Origin of the sequence: Vibrio sp. 10N.261.52.C2 (assembly GCF_041471425.1) — a bacterium.
Taxonomy (GTDB): domain Bacteria; phylum Pseudomonadota; class Gammaproteobacteria; order Enterobacterales; family Vibrionaceae; genus Vibrio; species Vibrio crassostreae_C.
Genome location: NZ_JBFROH010000001.1, coordinates 22341 through 39076 on the forward strand (window position 1 = coordinate 22341; position 16736 = coordinate 39076).

Annotated in this window: 13 protein-coding genes; 6 read left to right on the plus strand and 7 right to left on the minus strand. The window is 47.1% G+C overall.

Translation table 11 applies throughout. The features are described from left to right. Positions 1 to 1524: a YifB family Mg chelatase-like AAA ATPase gene (locus AB4307_RS00130; RefSeq protein WP_017058783.1), complete on the minus strand. Its 1524-nt coding sequence runs from the start codon at positions 1522 to 1524 to the stop codon at positions 1 to 3. 472 nt (positions 1525 to 1996) lie between these two features. Between AB4307_RS00130 and ilvG the strand changes: the two genes are divergently transcribed. Genes ilvG through ilvA form a run of 5 tightly spaced genes read left to right on the plus strand, consistent with a single transcriptional unit; the run spans position 1997 to position 8332 of the window. Further along, positions 1997 to 3643 (plus strand): acetolactate synthase 2 catalytic subunit, encoded by a 1647-nt coding sequence (gene ilvG, locus AB4307_RS00135; protein ID WP_102331971.1) that lies wholly within the window; start codon positions 1997 to 1999, stop codon positions 3641 to 3643. Between the two features lies 1 nt (position 3644). Then, complete coding sequence (gene ilvM / locus AB4307_RS00140; protein WP_017055442.1) at positions 3645 to 3929, plus strand: acetolactate synthase 2 small subunit; 285 nt, start codon at positions 3645 to 3647, stop codon at positions 3927 to 3929. Positions 3930 to 3941: 12 nt separating this feature from the next. Further along, a complete protein-coding gene (locus AB4307_RS00145) occupies positions 3942 to 4910 on the plus strand; it encodes a branched-chain amino acid transaminase (RefSeq protein WP_210447661.1) in 969 nt (322 codons plus the stop codon). Between the two features lie 33 nt (positions 4911 to 4943). Beyond that, positions 4944 to 6785, plus strand: a complete 1842-nt coding sequence (gene ilvD, locus AB4307_RS00150; RefSeq protein WP_048610861.1) for a dihydroxy-acid dehydratase — start codon at positions 4944 to 4946, stop codon at positions 6783 to 6785. Positions 6786 to 6787: 2 nt separating this feature from the next. Beyond that, entirely contained in the window at positions 6788 to 8332 is a 1545-nt protein-coding gene (gene ilvA, locus AB4307_RS00155; protein WP_048610859.1) for a threonine ammonia-lyase, biosynthetic, read from the plus strand. A gap of 99 nt (positions 8333 to 8431) precedes the next feature. On the opposite strand, the gene punR is transcribed toward ilvA, so the two are convergent. Next, the gene (gene punR, locus AB4307_RS00160) at positions 8432 to 9346 is read right to left on the minus strand and encodes a DNA-binding transcriptional activator PunR (protein ID WP_372128553.1); all 915 of its coding nucleotides are present in this window, start codon (positions 9344 to 9346) and stop codon (positions 8432 to 8434) included. A gap of 163 nt (positions 9347 to 9509) precedes the next feature. Here punR and punC point away from each other — a divergent pair, with 163 nt between their 5' ends. After that, positions 9510 to 10721 carry a purine nucleoside transporter PunC gene (gene punC, locus AB4307_RS00165; RefSeq protein ID WP_248638737.1) on the plus strand — a complete coding sequence of 404 codons (1212 nt, stop codon included), beginning with the start codon at positions 9510 to 9512 and terminating at the stop codon, positions 10719 to 10721. A 124-nt stretch (positions 10722 to 10845) separates the two neighbouring features. Here punC and glmU read toward each other — a convergent pair whose 3' ends face one another. The 5 genes from glmU to atpA all read right to left on the minus strand — a co-directional run bounded on the left by glmU (position 10846) and on the right by atpA (position 16725). Next, positions 10846 to 12207, minus strand: coding sequence for a bifunctional UDP-N-acetylglucosamine diphosphorylase/glucosamine-1-phosphate N-acetyltransferase GlmU (gene glmU / locus AB4307_RS00170; RefSeq protein WP_065676899.1), 1362 nt, complete (start codon positions 12205 to 12207; stop codon positions 10846 to 10848). A 182-nt stretch (positions 12208 to 12389) separates the two neighbouring features. Further along, the gene (locus AB4307_RS00175; RefSeq protein WP_004735742.1) at positions 12390 to 12812 is read right to left on the minus strand and encodes a F0F1 ATP synthase subunit epsilon; all 423 of its coding nucleotides are present in this window, start codon (positions 12810 to 12812) and stop codon (positions 12390 to 12392) included. An 18-nt stretch (positions 12813 to 12830) separates the two neighbouring features. Continuing rightward, the gene (gene atpD, locus AB4307_RS00180; RefSeq protein WP_048610850.1) at positions 12831 to 14234 is read right to left on the minus strand and encodes a F0F1 ATP synthase subunit beta; all 1404 of its coding nucleotides are present in this window, start codon (positions 14232 to 14234) and stop codon (positions 12831 to 12833) included. Positions 14235 to 14268: 34 nt separating this feature from the next. Further along, entirely contained in the window at positions 14269 to 15135 is an 867-nt protein-coding gene (gene atpG / locus AB4307_RS00185; RefSeq protein WP_016794171.1) for a F0F1 ATP synthase subunit gamma, read from the minus strand. Positions 15136 to 15183: 48 nt separating this feature from the next. Further along, a complete protein-coding gene (gene atpA, locus AB4307_RS00190) occupies positions 15184 to 16725 on the minus strand; it encodes a F0F1 ATP synthase subunit alpha (protein ID WP_010433235.1) in 1542 nt (513 codons plus the stop codon). Positions 16726 to 16736: the final 11 nt, after the last annotated feature.

Consider the following 16736-nt stretch of genomic DNA (forward strand, 5'->3'; position numbering starts at 1 on the left):
CTAGACAGCTTGAGCCGTGAGTTGTTTCAGCAAGCGATCCATCGCGCGATAGCCTAGCGCTTCTGATAGATGTTTCTTTTCGATCTGCTCGTTACCGTCAAGGTCGGCAATGGTTCGTGCCACCTTAATAATTCGATGATAAGCACGAATCGATAAACCCAAGCGATGTAGTGCTGTCTCAAGAAACTCTGCATCTTCGCGTCGCAGTGGGCAATACTTCTCAATTTCTCGGCTACCTAACAGTGCATTCGATTTATGGTTGCGAGATAGCATTAACTCTCGCGCCTGCCTAACCCTTTGCTTAACTACTTGAGTGGTTTCACCGCGATCACCGCCTTCGGCCAACATTCCTTTTGGCAACAGAGGTATCTCCAATGACATATCGAACCTATCCAGCAAGGGCCCAGATAAGCGATTGAGGTAACGCAGGATGATCTGTGGGTTGGCGCGCGCCTGGTTACCTTCGTAATAACCCGTTGGACTTGGGTTAAGTGCACCGACCAATTGAAAACGCGCAGGAAAACGAGTCTTGCCCGCAGCACGGGAGATAATGATCTCGCCCGACTCTAGTGGCTCTCGTAATGAATCAAGCACCTTGCGCTCAAACTCCGGCATCTCATCTAAGAACAATAAGCCGTTATGCGCTAAAGAGATCTCTCCGGGGCGAGGCACCGAACCACCACCCACTAATGCCGCCATTGAACTGGAATGGTGAGGAGAGCGAAAAGGTCGTTGCTTCCAGTTGTATTGATTGATTTCTTGTTGCGTTAACGAGGCCACCGACGCGGTTTCCATCGCTTCGTCATCACTCATTTCAGGTAATAGGTCACGCAGTCGAGAAGCGAGCATAGTTTTTCCGGTTCCGGGTGGGCCAAGAAACAATAAGTTATGATTCCCAGCAGCGGCTATCTCTAGAGCTCGCTTTCCTTGTTGTTGGCCGATAATATCTTGTAGGTCGCGAAGCACTGAAACATCAGCCTGATGATGTTCCGTTCTATATAGCCCAAGCTGAGCCTGTCCACACATGTCAGCACAAACCTCCAACAAGGTTTGTGCAGATTTATGCGCTCCCTTGCCCACCAGCGCAGCCTGATCACCGTTATGATGTGGGACAACTAAGCATCGCTCTACACTGTCGGCGGCTAACGTCGCAGGCAAAACGCCCTTTACCGAGCGAAGTTCTCCTGACAATGCCAACTCACCGATAAATTCATGTTGAGCTATTTTTGATGTCGGAAGCTGATCTGACGCCACCAAAATCCCAAGCGCGATGGGCAGGTCAAAACGGCCACCTTCTTTGGGCAAATCGGCTGGGGCGAGATTGACCGTGATTCTTTTCGATGGAAACTCAAAGCGAGAATTGATGATCGCGCTTCTCACTCGGTCTTTAGATTCCTTGACCGTTGTTTCAGGTAGACCCACCAGCGTGAAGCCAGGCATTCCGTTGCTTATATGCACCTCAACGGTCACTTCTGGCGCCTCTACACCCACACTAGCTCGGCTATGAATTATCGCGAGTCCCATAACTTTCCTTTGTCTTTGATTTAAAAGTATTCGCTCTGGATATTCGTTGCTCACCAAAGCGATAAGGTTGTTATATAGCTTGGTGGAATGGTATTTTAATGTGAAAAAAGAATGACATTTCCCTTGTCATGCGGCAGATTTGTGTGATAACACTAGAGATGTAGACATTTACTGAAGACAATAAACGAGAAAACTCGAATATTATGATTTTTAACGCTCGCATTTACGCACTGATTAACCTGATTATCGTAGTCATTATTAAGACTGCGCGGGGGCGAGTGGGAAGAAAGTAACCACGAATTAGAAAAAACCCCCGCACTGACAAGTCCGGGGGTTTTTTCTAATTTAAACATTCGATTTTTATATTTTTGAGCATTTTCGGCTTTGCCGATTTACAGGAAGAATGGGAGCACAAGATGTGCAGAGACAAAGGAAACAGTTACCAAAATAAAGGTAATACGGGAGAATTCCGATGAAAGGCGCAGAACTAGTCGTATCCGCACTCAAGCAACAAGGAATTGAGACCGTATTTGGTTACCCCGGTGGTGCCATCATGCCAATCTACGATGCACTCTATGACGGCGGGGTTGAACATATCCTATGTCGCCATGAGCAAGGCGCCGCTATGGCCGCGATCGGCATGGCTCGAGCAACACAAGATGTCGCTGTTTGTATGGCAACGTCTGGCCCAGGTGCTACCAACCTAGTTACTGGCCTTGCTGATGCCTTTATGGACTCTATCCCAATGGTTGCCATCACTGGTCAAGTTGCGAGTTCCCACATTGGTACCGATGCATTCCAAGAAATGGATGTGATTGGTATGTCTCTGTCATGTACTAAACACAGCTACCTAGTAACTGATATTGAAGAGCTAGCTCCAACCCTCGCTGAAGCGTTTGTGGTAGCAAAGTCTGGCCGCCCTGGCCCGGTTATCGTCGATATCGCTAAAGACGTTCAACTAGCAGAAGCACCTGTTAACGCTCTTCCTGAATTTACTCCACCCGCAATTCCTGTTGCGACAACTGATGCCATTGAACAGGCACAGTACTTTTTGTCTCAAGCGACCCGTCCTGTTTTATACGTAGGTGGTGGTGTTCAACTTGCTAAAGCAACCGATGCGGTTCGTGAGTTTTTACGCCTAAACCCAATGCCAGCAGTAAGCACACTGAAAGGCTTGGGCACTATCGAACGTGACGACCCACACTACCTTGGCATGCTGGGTATGCACGGCACTAAAGCCGCTAACCTTGTGGTTCAAGAGAGTGACCTGTTGATTGTTGTCGGTGCTCGTTTTGATGACCGAGTAACTGGCAAACTCGATACCTTTGCGCCGCATGCTAAGGTTATCCATATCGATATCGATGCCGCTGAGTTCAGCAAACTGCGTCTTGCCAATGCGCCAATTCGCGGTGACATCAACAAGATCATGCCTCAACTAGAGCTAAGCCAAGACATCTCCTCTTGGGTTCATCACTCTGAAGGTCTTCGTAGCTCATTCAAATGGCGTTACGACCACCCTGGTGATCTGATTTTTGCTCCACTGCTGTTGAAGCAACTGTCAGACATGATGCCAGCAAGCTCTATCGTATCGACTGATGTGGGCCAACACCAAATGTGGGCAGCTCAGCACATTCAGCCTCGCGATCCACAGAACTTCATTACCTCTGCCGGTTTAGGCACCATGGGCTTTGGCTTGCCAGCTGCAATGGGTGCTTCGGTTGGGCGTCCTGATGACCAATCTATTCTTATCTCTGGTGATGGCTCGTTCATGATGAACGTGCAAGAGCTTGGCACGCTGAAACGCCGCCAAATCCCAGTGAAGATGGTACTTCTTAACAACTCTCGCTTGGGTATGGTTCGCCAATGGCAATCGTTGTTCTTCGATGGCCGCCATAGTGAAACTATCCTAGATGACAACCCAGACTTCGTAATGCTAGCGAAAGCGTTCGATATCCCGGGTAAAACCATCACGCGTAAAGAAGAAGTAGAACCAGCACTAAAAGAGATGCTAGAGAGCAAAACCGCCTACCTACTTCATGTTCTTATCGATGAAGAAGAGAACGTATGGCCACTAGTACCGCCAGGTGCTTCAAACAGTGAGATGTTGGAGAACACATAACATGAAAAGATACCTATTAGACATCAAAGCCGATGATAAGCCTGTACTACTAGAGCGTGTTCTTCGTGTTATCCGCCACCGTGGCTTTATTGTTAAGCAAGTCGCGGGCACTCAAAACCACGAAAGCAAAGTTGCGAGTGTTGAGATCATTGTAGACAGTGACCGTCCGATCTCTTTCTTAGTCAATCAAATCGAAAAGCTGTGGGATGTGCGTACCGTTGACGTTATCTCTATCAGTCGTAATGAATTGCCAAACAACAACTTACAACAAAAGATAAACGCATAAGGAACCACAAACATGACAGCTAAAACGGCAGACTATATTTGGTTTAACGGTGAGATGGTTCCTTGGGCAGAGGCGAACGTTCACGTCCTGACTCACGCAATGCACTACGGTACTTCCGTATTTGAAGGTGTTCGTTGCTACAACACACCAAAGGGTCCGGTTATTTTCCGTCACCCTGAGCACGCTAAGCGCCTAAAAGACTCAGCAAAAATCTACCGCTTCCCTATTCCTTACACTGAGGAAGAAATTATGGAAGCGACTCGCGAAACGCTACGTCAAAATAAGCTAGAGTCAGCGTACATCCGCCCTCTCGGCTTTGTCGGGAACGTTGGTTTAGGTGTATGTCCACCAGAAAACACTGAGATGGAACTGATCATCGCTGCTTTCCCTTGGGGCTCTTATCTAGGTGAAGAAGCGCTAGAGAATGGCGTAGACGCGATGATCTCTAGCTGGAACCGTGCGGCACCAAACACCATCCCAACCGCTGCTAAAGCGGGTGGTAACTACCTATCTTCACTACTGGTTGGTGGTGAAGCACGTCGTCATGGTTACGATGAAGGTATCGCGCTAAGTGTTGATGGTTACCTTTCTGAAGGCGCTGGTGAAAACATCTTTGTAGTGCGCAATGGCGTACTATCTACACCACCAGCGACCAGTGCAATTCTGCCGGGCATCACTCGTGATTCGATCATGACACTAGCAAAAGACATGGGTTATGAGATCCGTGAAGAGAACATTGCTCGCGAAGCGCTATATCTTGCCGATGAAGTATTCATGACAGGCACAGCTGCAGAGATCGTTCCGGTTCGCAGTGTAGACAAAATTACAGTAGGTGAAGGCAAACGCGGCCCTATCACTGAAAAGGTTCAAGCGGCTTACTTTGGTCTATTCAATGGCACCACTGAAGATAAGTGGGGCTGGTTAGACTATGTGTACCCAGCATACCAAACTTCAGAAAACCAAACACAAACAACTAAGTAAGCAACAGCCAAATATTTTATAAGGATTTAAGCAATGCCAATCTATCGTTCAGCAACGACTACCCACGGACGCAACATGGCTGGTGCGCGCGCTTTATGGCGTGCAACTGGTGTTAAAGATGATGACTTCGGTAAGCCAATCATCGCAGTTGTAAACTCTTTCACTCAATTCGTTCCAGGCCACGTTCACCTTAAAGACATGGGTCAATTGGTTGCGGGTGAAATCGAGAAAGCGGGCGGTATCGCTAAAGAATTCAACACCATCGCAGTCGATGACGGTATCGCAATGGGTCACGGCGGCATGCTGTACTCACTGCCATCACGTGAGCTTATCGCAGACTCAGTAGAATACATGGTCAATGCACACTGTGCAGATGCGATGGTGTGTATCTCTAACTGTGACAAAATCACTCCGGGAATGATGATGGCTGCAATGCGCCTTAACATCCCTGTGATCTTTGTATCAGGCGGCCCAATGGAAGCAGGTAAAACCAAGCTTTCAGATCAAATCATCAAGCTCGACCTTGTTGACGCGATGATTCAGGGTGCCGATCCAACGATTTCTGATGAGCAAAGTGAGCAAGTAGAACGTTCTGCATGTCCGACATGTGGTTCATGTTCAGGTATGTTCACAGCCAACTCAATGAACTGTCTAACAGAAGCACTTGGCCTATCTCAGCCAGGTAACGGTTCTATGCTGGCAACCCACGCAGACCGTGAAGAGCTGTTCATCAATGCTGGTAAACGCATCGTTGACCTAACTAAGCGTTACTACGAGCAAGACGACGAATCAGCACTGCCACGCAACATTGCTAACCGCGCAGCCTTTGATAATGCAATGGCGCTAGATATCGCGATGGGTGGTTCAAGCAACACAGTACTTCACCTTTTAGCGGCAGCTCAAGAAGGTGAGATTGATTTTGATATGGGTGATATCGACGAGATGTCTCGCCGTGTTCCACACCTATGTAAGGTTGCTCCTTCAACACCTAAATACCACATGGAAGACGTTCACCGCGCTGGTGGCGTAATGGCTATCCTAGGTGAGCTTGATCGTGCAGGTCTATTGAACAACCAAACTCGCACCGTTCTTGGTCTAAGCATGCAAGAGCAACTCGCTCAATACGACATCATGCAGACAGAAGATGAAGCCGTGCTTAAGTTCTTCCGCGCAGGCCCTGCTGGTATCCGTACCACCAAAGCTTTCTCACAAGATTGTCGTTGGGATCGCCTTGATGATGACCGCGTCGATGGTTGTATTCGTACCAAAGAGAATGCATTCAGCCAAGAAGGTGGTCTAGCGGTACTTTCAGGTAACATCGCCGTTGATGGTTGTATCGTTAAGACCGCGGGTGTTGATGAAGAAAACCTTAAGTTCCAAGGCCCTGCAATCGTATTCGAAAGCCAAGACACAGCAGTAGACGGCATCTTAGCGGGTAAAGTAAAAGCAGGCGAAGTGGTTGTTATCCGTTACGAAGGTCCTAAAGGTGGTCCGGGCATGCAAGAAATGCTCTACCCAACTACTTACCTAAAATCTATGGGTCTAGGTAAGTCTTGTGCTCTTCTAACTGACGGACGTTTCTCTGGCGGTACATCAGGTTTGTCTATCGGTCACGCTTCTCCAGAAGCAGCAAGTGGCGGTGTGATTGGTCTAGTGAACACTGGCGATATTATCACTATCGACATCCCTAGCCGCTCAATCACACTTGATGTGCCAGAAGCCGAGCTTGAAGCACGTCGCGTTAAACAAGATGCACTAGGCTGGAAACCTGAAAACCGTCAGCGTGAAGTGTCTTTCGCACTGAAGGCTTACGCAAGCATGGCGACCAGTGCCGACAAAGGCGCAGTGCGCGATAAGTCTAAACTTGAGGGCTAACTATGAGTGATGACACCTCCAGTCCCCAGAAACAAACTGGCGCAGATTATCTGCGTCAGATCCTGAGAGCGCCGGTTTACGAAGCGGCAATCGTGACACCTCTGCAGGATATGCCACGTTTAAGCGCGCGCATTGGTAATCAGGTTCAGCTTAAGCGAGAAGACCGTCAGCCGGTGCACTCGTTCAAGCTACGTGGTGCCTACAACATGGTATCAAGCCTTTCTGAGCAGCAAAAAGCCGCAGGTGTGATTGCTGCATCGGCGGGTAACCATGCTCAAGGTATGGCGCTGTCTGGCTCTAAGTTGGGTATTCAGACCACGATTGTGATGCCAAAAACCACACCAGACATCAAGGTTGATGCGGTACGTGGCTTTGGCGGTAACGTGGTTCTGCACGGCAGCAACTTTGATGAAGCTAAGGCAGAAGCCGAGCGTCTTTCTGCTGAACATGGCTTTACCTTTGTGCCTCCTTTCGATCACCCACTGGTGATTGCAGGGCAAGGTACGATGGGTATGGAGATGCTGCAGCAAAACGGTCACATGGATTATATCTTTGTGCCGGTTGGCGGTGGTGGCTTAGCTGCGGGTGTTGCAGTATTAGTAAAACAGCTGATGCCAGAGATTAAAGTCATTGCAGTAGAACCAGAAGATTCGTCTTGCTTAAAAGCGGCCCTCGATGCCGGTGAACCTGTGGTACTGGATCAGGTCAGCATGTTTGCTGATGGTGTTGCGGTTAAACGCATTGGCGAAGAGACATTCCGTCTTTGCCAACAGTACATTGACGGTCACATTGCAGTCTCTAGTGATGAGATCTGCTCTGCGGTGAAAGATATCTTTGAAGACACTCGTGCGATTGCTGAACCTTCAGGAGCGCTTGCTCTGGCTGGCTTGAAGAAGTTTGCTGAACAGAACCAACTGCAAGACAAGCAATTGGCAACGGTACTGTCTGGTGCTAACACCAACTTCCACGGTCTGCGTTATGTCTCTGAACGTTGTGAGCTGGGTGAGAAGCGAGAAGGTCTACTTGCTGTGACGATTCCAGAGCGACAAGGGGCATTCCTAGAGTTCTGTAATATTATTGGTGGTCGAGCGGTGACTGAGTTTAATTACCGCCACAACGACGAAAGCCTAGCGAATATCTTCGTTGGTGTACGTCTACAAGGTGGCCAAGAAGAACTCGAACACATCATCAATGACCTACGTGAAGGCGGCTACCCAGTTGTCGATCTCTCTGATGATGAGATGGCAAAACTGCACATTCGCTACATGATTGGCGGTAAACCATCGAAACCTTTGAAAGAACGTCTATACAGCTTTGAGTTCCCAGAATACCCAGGTGCATTGATTAAATTCCTTGATACCTTAGGTACCCACTGGAATATCAGCCTGTTCAATTATCGTAACCACGGTGCCGACTACGGTCGTGTATTGTGTGGCTTTGAGCTTGATGATGATGATTTGGCTCAGTTCTCGACACATCTACGAGAACTTGGCTATCAGTGTAAAGATGAAACCGATAACCCTTCCTACAAGTTCTTCTTGTCTTAAGAGTTAACGACCGAATCAAAAAGAGCGAGTATTTACTCGCTCTTTTTATTGGTACTGATTCAGCTCGAGCTTGAAAAGGATCTTCTTATAAAGAGATCATTAGATCGCCTTGCGATGATCCAGCCAATCTTGATGAAGTTGTTCACTCGATCCTAAATAATTGACCATCCATTCGATCAGTTTATGGTTATCGTCTTTTCGCCACACTAAACAACAATGACTCTGCGGGCTCGGTTCAGGCAGTATTTTCTCCACCAGCAAGCCTTGCTCGATAATAGGTGCAGCAATGTGTCTTGGCATATAACCCACCCCTACTCCATTTTTAAGGCATTCAATCGCGCTATACCAGTTGGGTAACAACAGGCGTCTTTGATTTGAGTAGTGGCCAGTGTGTCGCTTAGGGAGCACGCTAGAGGTATCGTCCAAACATATCGCGGGATACTGGCTAACAAACTCTTCATTGAGGTTTTGCTCTCGCACACACGGATGACTCGGCGACATCACAAACGCCCAATCTAAGCGCCCCATATCTTTGACCTCAAAGTCTCCACCAACCGGAATCGCCGAGGTTGCACCAATCACAATATCCGCTCTGCCCTGTGCAATGGCTTCCCAAGATCCGTTAAACACCTCCATGTTGATCTGAAGCTCTGCAAACTCAAAGGTTTGGTAAAACTCTTCAATCATCGGTTTCATCTTATCGAGCTTAACCACGTTATCAAGGGTTAGACGTAAGGTTTTCTTCCAACCACGCGCAGCTCGGCGAGTTTGCGCACTGAGTTCTTCCATCTGTCTCAGCAGTTGACGAGCCTCTTCAATAAACAGCTCCCCAGCAGGCGTCAGCTCTACTTTTCTTGGTAAGCGTCTGAAAAGTAGAACATCAAGCTCTTGCTCTACCTGCCTAACCCCATAGCTGATCGCCGATGGTACTTTGTGCAATTGCTCTGCAGCCGCAGTGAAGCTGCCCAAGCGAGCAACGGTATCAAGCATTTCTAACGAGGATTTAGAGAACATAAGCCTTCAAATTTTTTGATTGATAACTACATATTTTAGCGTTTTATTTTATCAGCTCTGAAAAATAGAATGTCAGCATAAATAAACAGGGGTTCCTTCTCCTGAGTATCTAACAATTTTTTTGATGATAAAAACATCACTACCTTTAGCTTAATGGCATCTTATGAATATTTCTAAATTTCAATTGGTCTACCTTGCAGTTCTTTCCATGCTTGGCTTTATTGCGACCGATATGTACCTTCCTGCATTTAAGGCAATGGAAGTCGATTTTGCAACCGGCCCAGAGCAGATTGCTCTGTCTCTAACCGTATTCCTTGGTGGCATGGCAATGGGTCAGCTTCTTTGGGGTCTGGCGAGTGACAAGTATGGTCACCGTAATACGCTAGCGGTTGGTCTTGTTATCTTTACTGCAGCTTCATTCGGCTTAGCATTCAGTACCGAAGTATGGCACCTACTGACACTGCGATTCATTCAAGCGATCGGTGTATGTGCTCCAGCGGTAATCTGGCAAGCAATGGTTATCAAGCGTTACTCGCAAAGCAGTAGCCAGCAAATTTTTGCAACCATAATGCCTTTGGTTGCGCTATCTCCTGCACTAGCACCGCAACTGGGTGTGTTGCTAGCAGACAGCTTTGGTTGGCACAGTATCTTTATCACACTGACGCTAATGGGCGCATTGTTGATCGCAACGACCATGGCTCAACCAAAAGAAGCGCCAGAAGTAAAACAGACATCGATTAAGACAGACATCAAGATGTTGCTTAAATCAAAGCCTTACATGGGTAATGTTTTAATGTTTGCATCAGCATCTGCAGCGTTCTTCGCTTACCTAACGGGTATGCCAGAGATCATGGCTCAACTAGGTTATGAAGCAAAAGACATCGGTTTGAGCTTTATCCCACAAACAATCGCGTTCATGGCGGGTGGTTACTTCGGTAAGCAAGCAGTGAAGAAATATGGCGATGGCGTTGTACTAAGAAACCTTATCGGTTTGTTCAGCGTAGCGGCGATGCTTATCTTCATCGCATCACAATGGGAACTGACGTCAATCTGGCCTCTACTTGCGCCTTTCTGTTTGATTGCTGTCGCAAACGGCGCACTTTACCCAATCGTAGTAAACCGTGCCCTATCAAGCGCTAAACAGAGCCCAGCAACAGCTGCTGGTCTACAAAACAGCCTACAAATCAGTATCAGTGGCCTATCAAGTGCATTGGTCGCAGCAATGGCTAGCCAAGCACTAAGCGCAACGGGTATCGCGGTTGTGATTTGCTTGGGTGCATTGTGGGTTGGCTATATTGTTTCGAACAAAGAGCTTTCTGAACACTTCGCGACACCAGACAACTCTCGAGTGGTCGCTGACGAGAAACAAGATTAGTTTCTGGATTAACGAAAACAAAAAAGAGCGAGATTACTCGCTCTTTTTCTATATCTAGATAAATAAGAAAAAGCCTGTAGCGGTACTACTGACTTTCATTTAAATCATCTTATTTATTAAGAGACTACTTTTTCTTAGTCGGACGCTGCCAGTCAGCAATCTTACGTTCTTTCGCACGGCTGATAACTAGCTCATTTTCAGAAACATCGCGTGTTACGGTAGAGCCAGCTCCAACGGTAGCACCATTACCAATCGTAACAGGCGCGATTAATTGGCTGTCTGAACCAACGAATACGTCGTCGCCGATGATGGTCTTAAACTTATTCGCACCATCGTAGTTACAAGTAATTGCACCCGCACCCACGTTTACGCGCTGACCAATTTCAGCATCGCCTAGATACGTTAAGTGGTTCGCTTTAGAACCTTCACCAAGGCGAGTGTTTTTCACTTCGACAAAGTTACCAACGTGCGAGTTATTACGCATGTCAGCACCAGGACGTAAACGAGTGAAAGGACCAACCGTACAGTCTTCACCAACTGTTGCACCTTCAATCACGCTGTATGGGCGAACAATGGTGTTGTCATCGATCTCACAGTCTTTCAATACACAACCAGTGCCGATAATCACGTTGTCGCCAATGCTGACGCTGCCTTCGATGATAACGTTAGTGTCAATCTCAACGTCCATACCGCACTGCAGTTCACCACGTAGATCAAAGCGGCTTGGGTCGCGTAGCATTACGCCTTGCTTCAATAACTTGTCTGCTTGCTCAGCTTGGTAAGCGCGCTCTAGACGAGCCAGTTGAGAGCGGTCGTTTACGCCTTCCACTTCAATTGGGCTTACTGGGTGTACCGCTTCAACTGCACGACCTTCGTCGTGAGCCGCTGCGATAACGTCAGTCAGGTAATATTCACCCTGTGCGTTGTCGTTACTTAGGCCAGACAACCAGCGCTTGAGATCGCCACCAGTCGCCACCATAACGCCAGTGTTGATCTCTTTGATAAGCTTCTGCTCATCCGTTGCATCTTTCTGTTCAACGATAGCCACAACAGGGCCATTACGACGAATAATACGTCCGTAACCCATTGGGTTGTCTAACACGACAGTAAGTAGCGCGATACCACCGTTTGGTTGAGCGTCTAATAGGTTTTCAATGGTTTCAGGTGAGATCAGTGGAACATCACCGTAGAGCACCAATACTTTTTCATCATCAGCGAAATGTGCAGATGCTTGATCCACAGCGTGGCCTGTGCCGAGCTGTTCAGCTTGCAGTGCCCAGTTTACAGATTCTTCAGCTAAGGTAGCCTTCATCTGATCACCACCGTGGCCGTAAACCAGGTTGATGTTTTGAGCGCCTAGACCATTACATGTATCGATAACATGCTTCACCATTGGCTTACCCGCAAGTGTGTGCAGAACCTTTGGTGTGTTTGAATACATGCGAGTGCCTTTGCCCGCCGCGAGAATTACCGCGCTAAACTTCATTGTAAACCTATCCAACGTTATTTTTATTAAGCCGATATTGTAACCGTTTTTGGGCAAAAAATTAAATCGCAATAACCATTTAACCAGTAGTGATACGTAAAAGAAGCATTTTTGAGAATCTAAAAATGCAAAAAGGCGACCCTTAGGTCGCCTTTGTCTCAGAGTCTATAATCTTAAAAAGATTAACGACGCTGTTTTGTCAGTTCGATAACTCGTAACTGAGCAATGGCTTTAGCCAGTTCACCGGCCGCTTGTGCGAAGTCTATGTCGCCATGCTGATTTTGGATATTCTCCACAGCCTTGCGTTTAGCTTCTTCCGCCTTTGCTGCGTCTAGCTCTTCACCACGGATAGCTGTATCAGCCAGTACAGTCGCTGTACCAGGCTGAACTTCTACCATACCACCAGAAACATAAATGATTTCTTCGTGGCCGTGCTGCTTAACAATACGCACCATACCAGGCTTGATAGCGGTCAGCAGTGGAGTATGACCATGGAAAATACCAAGCTCACCCTCACTACCGGTCACCTGAAACGTCTCTACAAGGCCTGAGAAAATTTGTTTCTCTGCACTTACAACGTCTAGGTGAAAGGTTATTGCTGCCATATCGCCTCCTAGTTAGCCTTATAGCTTCTTAGCATTCTCGATAGCTTCGTCAATTGCACCACAGTACATGAACGCTTGCTCTGGAATGTCATCGTATTCACCAGATAGAAGACCTTGGAAGCCACGTAGAGTCTCTTTAAGAGGTACGTAAACGCCTGGGTCACCTGTAAATACTTCCGCTACGTGGTAAGGCTGAGTTAGGAACTTCTCAATCTTACGAGCACGAGATACAACTTGCTTATCTTCTTCAGATAGCTCATCCATACCTAGGATAGCAATGATATCTTTCAGCTCTTTATAGCGCTGAAGAGTAGACTGAACGCCACGAGCGATGTCGTAGTGCTCTTGTCCAACTACCAATGGATCCAGTTGACGTGAAGTAGAATCTAGCGGGTCGATCGCTGGGTATAGACCCATAGATGCGATGTTACGGTTAAGTACAACCGTTGCATCCAAGTGAGCGAACGTTGTTGCTGGAGACGGGTCAGTCAAGTCATCCGCTGGTACGTATACCGCCTGTACAGACGTGATAGAACCAGATTTAGTTGACGTGATACGCTCTTGTAGAACACCCATTTCTTCAGCTAGTGTAGGTTGGTAACCTACCGCAGAAGGCATACGACCTAGAAGTGCTGATACTTCAGTACCTGCTAGTGTGTAACGGTAGATGTTATCAACGAACAATAGAACGTCACGACCTTCGTCACGGAAGCGCTCTGCCATTGTTAGACCAGTCAGTGCAACACGTAGACGGTTACCTGGTGGCTCGTTCATCTGACCGTAAACCATCGCTACTTTTGATTCTTCAGGTTTTTCGATGTTTACAACACCTGCTTCCTGCATCTCAAAGTAGAAATCGTTACCTTCACGAGTACGCTCACCTACACCTGCAAATACAGATAGGCCTGAGTGTTGAAGTGCGATGTTGTTGATAAGTTCCATCATGTTAACGGTCTTACCTACACCAGCACCACCGAATAGACCGATTTTACCACCCTTAGCGAATGGACAAATCAAGTCGATTACTTTAACACCAGTTTCTAGAAGAGCTGTCTCGTTAGACTGCTCTTCGTAGCTTGGAGCTTCACGGTGAATGGCGTAATGCTCTTCAGCACCAATCTCGCCACACTCATCAATCGCGTCACCTAGGACGTTCATGATACGACCCAATGTCTTAGTACCTACTGGTACTGAGATTGGAGCGCCAGTATTTTCAACTGTCAAACCACGACGTAAACCATCAGAGCTACCCATTACGATTGCGCGAACTACGCCACCGCCAAGTTGTTGCTGAACTTCAAGAACTAGACGTTCTTGTACTTCATTAACATTCAGAGCGTCGTATACACGAGGTACTTCACCCTGTGGGAACTCTACGTCGACTACCGCACCGATGATCTGTACGATCTTACCTGTAGCCATCGTTAATCCTCTAACTATTTAGTTTTACCTAAGCTTAAACCGCAGCTGCGCCTGAAACGATCTCAGAAAGTTCTTGTGTAATCGCCGCTTGACGCGCTTTGTTATACACAAGTTCTAAGTCATCAATAATGTCACCAGCGTTATCTGTTGCTGATTTCATTGCAATCATTCGAGCCGCTTGCTCACAAGCAAGGTTCTCAACCACACCTTGGTACACTTGAGATTCGACATAGCGAACCAATAATGCATCTAGTAGTGGTTTTGGCTCGGGCTCATAAATGTAGTCCCAAGAATGACTGCGTTTCATTTCTTCGCTGTCTGATTTAGGCAAAGGAAGTAATTGATCGATCGTTGGTTCTTGAACCATAGTGTTTTCAAACTTGTTGAACACTACGAACAGGCGATCTAATTCGCCTTCATCATATTTCTTCAGCATAACGCTTACAGAGCCAATCAAGTCTTCAAGGCTTGGACGATCGCCCAGACCAGAAACTTGAGCTGCCACTTTCGCGCCGCTGTTGTTGAAAAATGCTGTCGCTTTTGAACCTACAATTGCAAGTTCAACGTCAGCACCTTTCTCAGACCAATCTTTCATATCGTTCATGGCTTTTTTGAACAAGTTAATGTTCAAACCACCACAAAGACCACGGTCTGTAGAAACGATGATGTAACCAACACGTTTGGCTTCACGTTCCTCAAGATAAGGATGCTTATACTCGAGGCTACCATTAGCCAAATGACCGATCACTTTACGCATTGTTTCTGCATATGGACGAGTAGCTTCCATTGCGTCTTGAGAACGACGCATTTTTGAAGCTGCTACCATTTCCATTGCTTTCGTAATCTTCTGTGTGCTTTTAACACTACCGATTTTATTACGTATCTCTTTTGCGCCGGCCATCGTTACTCTCCGTTAATGGTATGAGGTGGCCCTAAGACCACCTACCAATTACCAGGTCTGGGTTGCCTTGAAATCGTCAACAAGCTTCTTCAGCTCAGCTTCGATTTCTTTATTGAAAGCACCCGTTGTGTCGATCTGTGTTGCTAGATCGGCATATTGACCACGAGCAAACGACAGTAAAGCAGCTTCAAAGTCTAGAACTTTAGAAAGTTCAACGTCTTGAAGGTATCCACGCTCTGCAGCGAAGATTACTAGAGCTTGGTCAAATACAGACATAGGAGCGTATTGCTTCTGCTTCATCAGTTCTGTAACTTTTTGACCGTGGTCTAGCTGCTTCTTAGTCGCTTCATCAAGATCCGAAGAGAACTGAGCAAATGCTGCAAGTTCACGGTATTGAGCTAGAGCAGTACGGATACCGCCAGATAGCTTCTTGATGATTTTAGTCTGCGCCGAACCACCTACACGAGAAACTGAGATACCTGGGTCAACAGCTGGACGTACGCCCGCGTTGAATAGCTCAGTTTGTAGGAAGATCTGACCATCAGTAATCGAGATTACGTTCGTTGGTACGAATGCAGATACGTCACCAGCTTGCGTTTCGATGATAGGTAGAGCAGTTAAAGAACCAGTCTTGCCTGTCACTTCACCGTTAGTGAATTTTTCTACGTATGCTTCGCTTACACGAGCAGCACGCTCTAGTAGACGAGAGTGAAGGTAGAAAACATCACCTGGGAACGCTTCACGACCTGGTGGACGCTTAAGTAGTAGCGAGATTTGACGGTAAGCTACAGCTTGCTTAGATAGATCATCATAAACAATCAGTGCATCTTCACCGCGATCACGGAAGTATTCGCCCATCGCACAACCAGCATACGGTGCAAGGTATTGCAGCGCTGCAGATTCAGAAGCAGATGCAACAACAACAACAGTGTTTGCTAGTGCGCCGTGCTCTTCTAGTTTGCGAACTACGTTAGCAATAGTCGACGCTTTTTGGCCGATAGCTACGTAGATAGAGAAAATACCAGAATCTTTTTGGTTAATAATCGCATCGATCGCCATTGCTGTTTTACCAGTCTGACGGTCACCGATTACTAGTTCACGTTGACCACGACCGATAGGGATCATTGAGTCAACAGACTTGTAACCAGTTTGAACAGGTTGATCTACCGATTTACGGTCGATTACACCTGGTGCGATAATTTCTACAGGCGAAGTCAATTTAGCTTCGATTGGACCTTTACCATCAATTGGCTCACCTAGCGTGTTTACAACACGACCAAGCATTTCAGGACCTACTGGTACTTCTAGAATACGACCAGTACCTGTAACTTTCATGCCTTCCTGTAGGTCAGCATACGGGCCCATTACAACAGCACCAACCGAATCACGGTTCAAGTTTAGTGCTAGAGCGTAACGGCCACCCGGTAGTTCGATCATTTCACCTTGCATCACGTCCGCTAGGCCGTGGATGCTAAGGATGCCATCGCTTACAGAAACGATAGTACCTTCATTGCGAGCTTCACTAACAACGTCGAAAGATTCAATACGTTGTTTAATTAGATCGCTAATTTCAGTGGAATTAAGTTGCATGCTCCAATCCC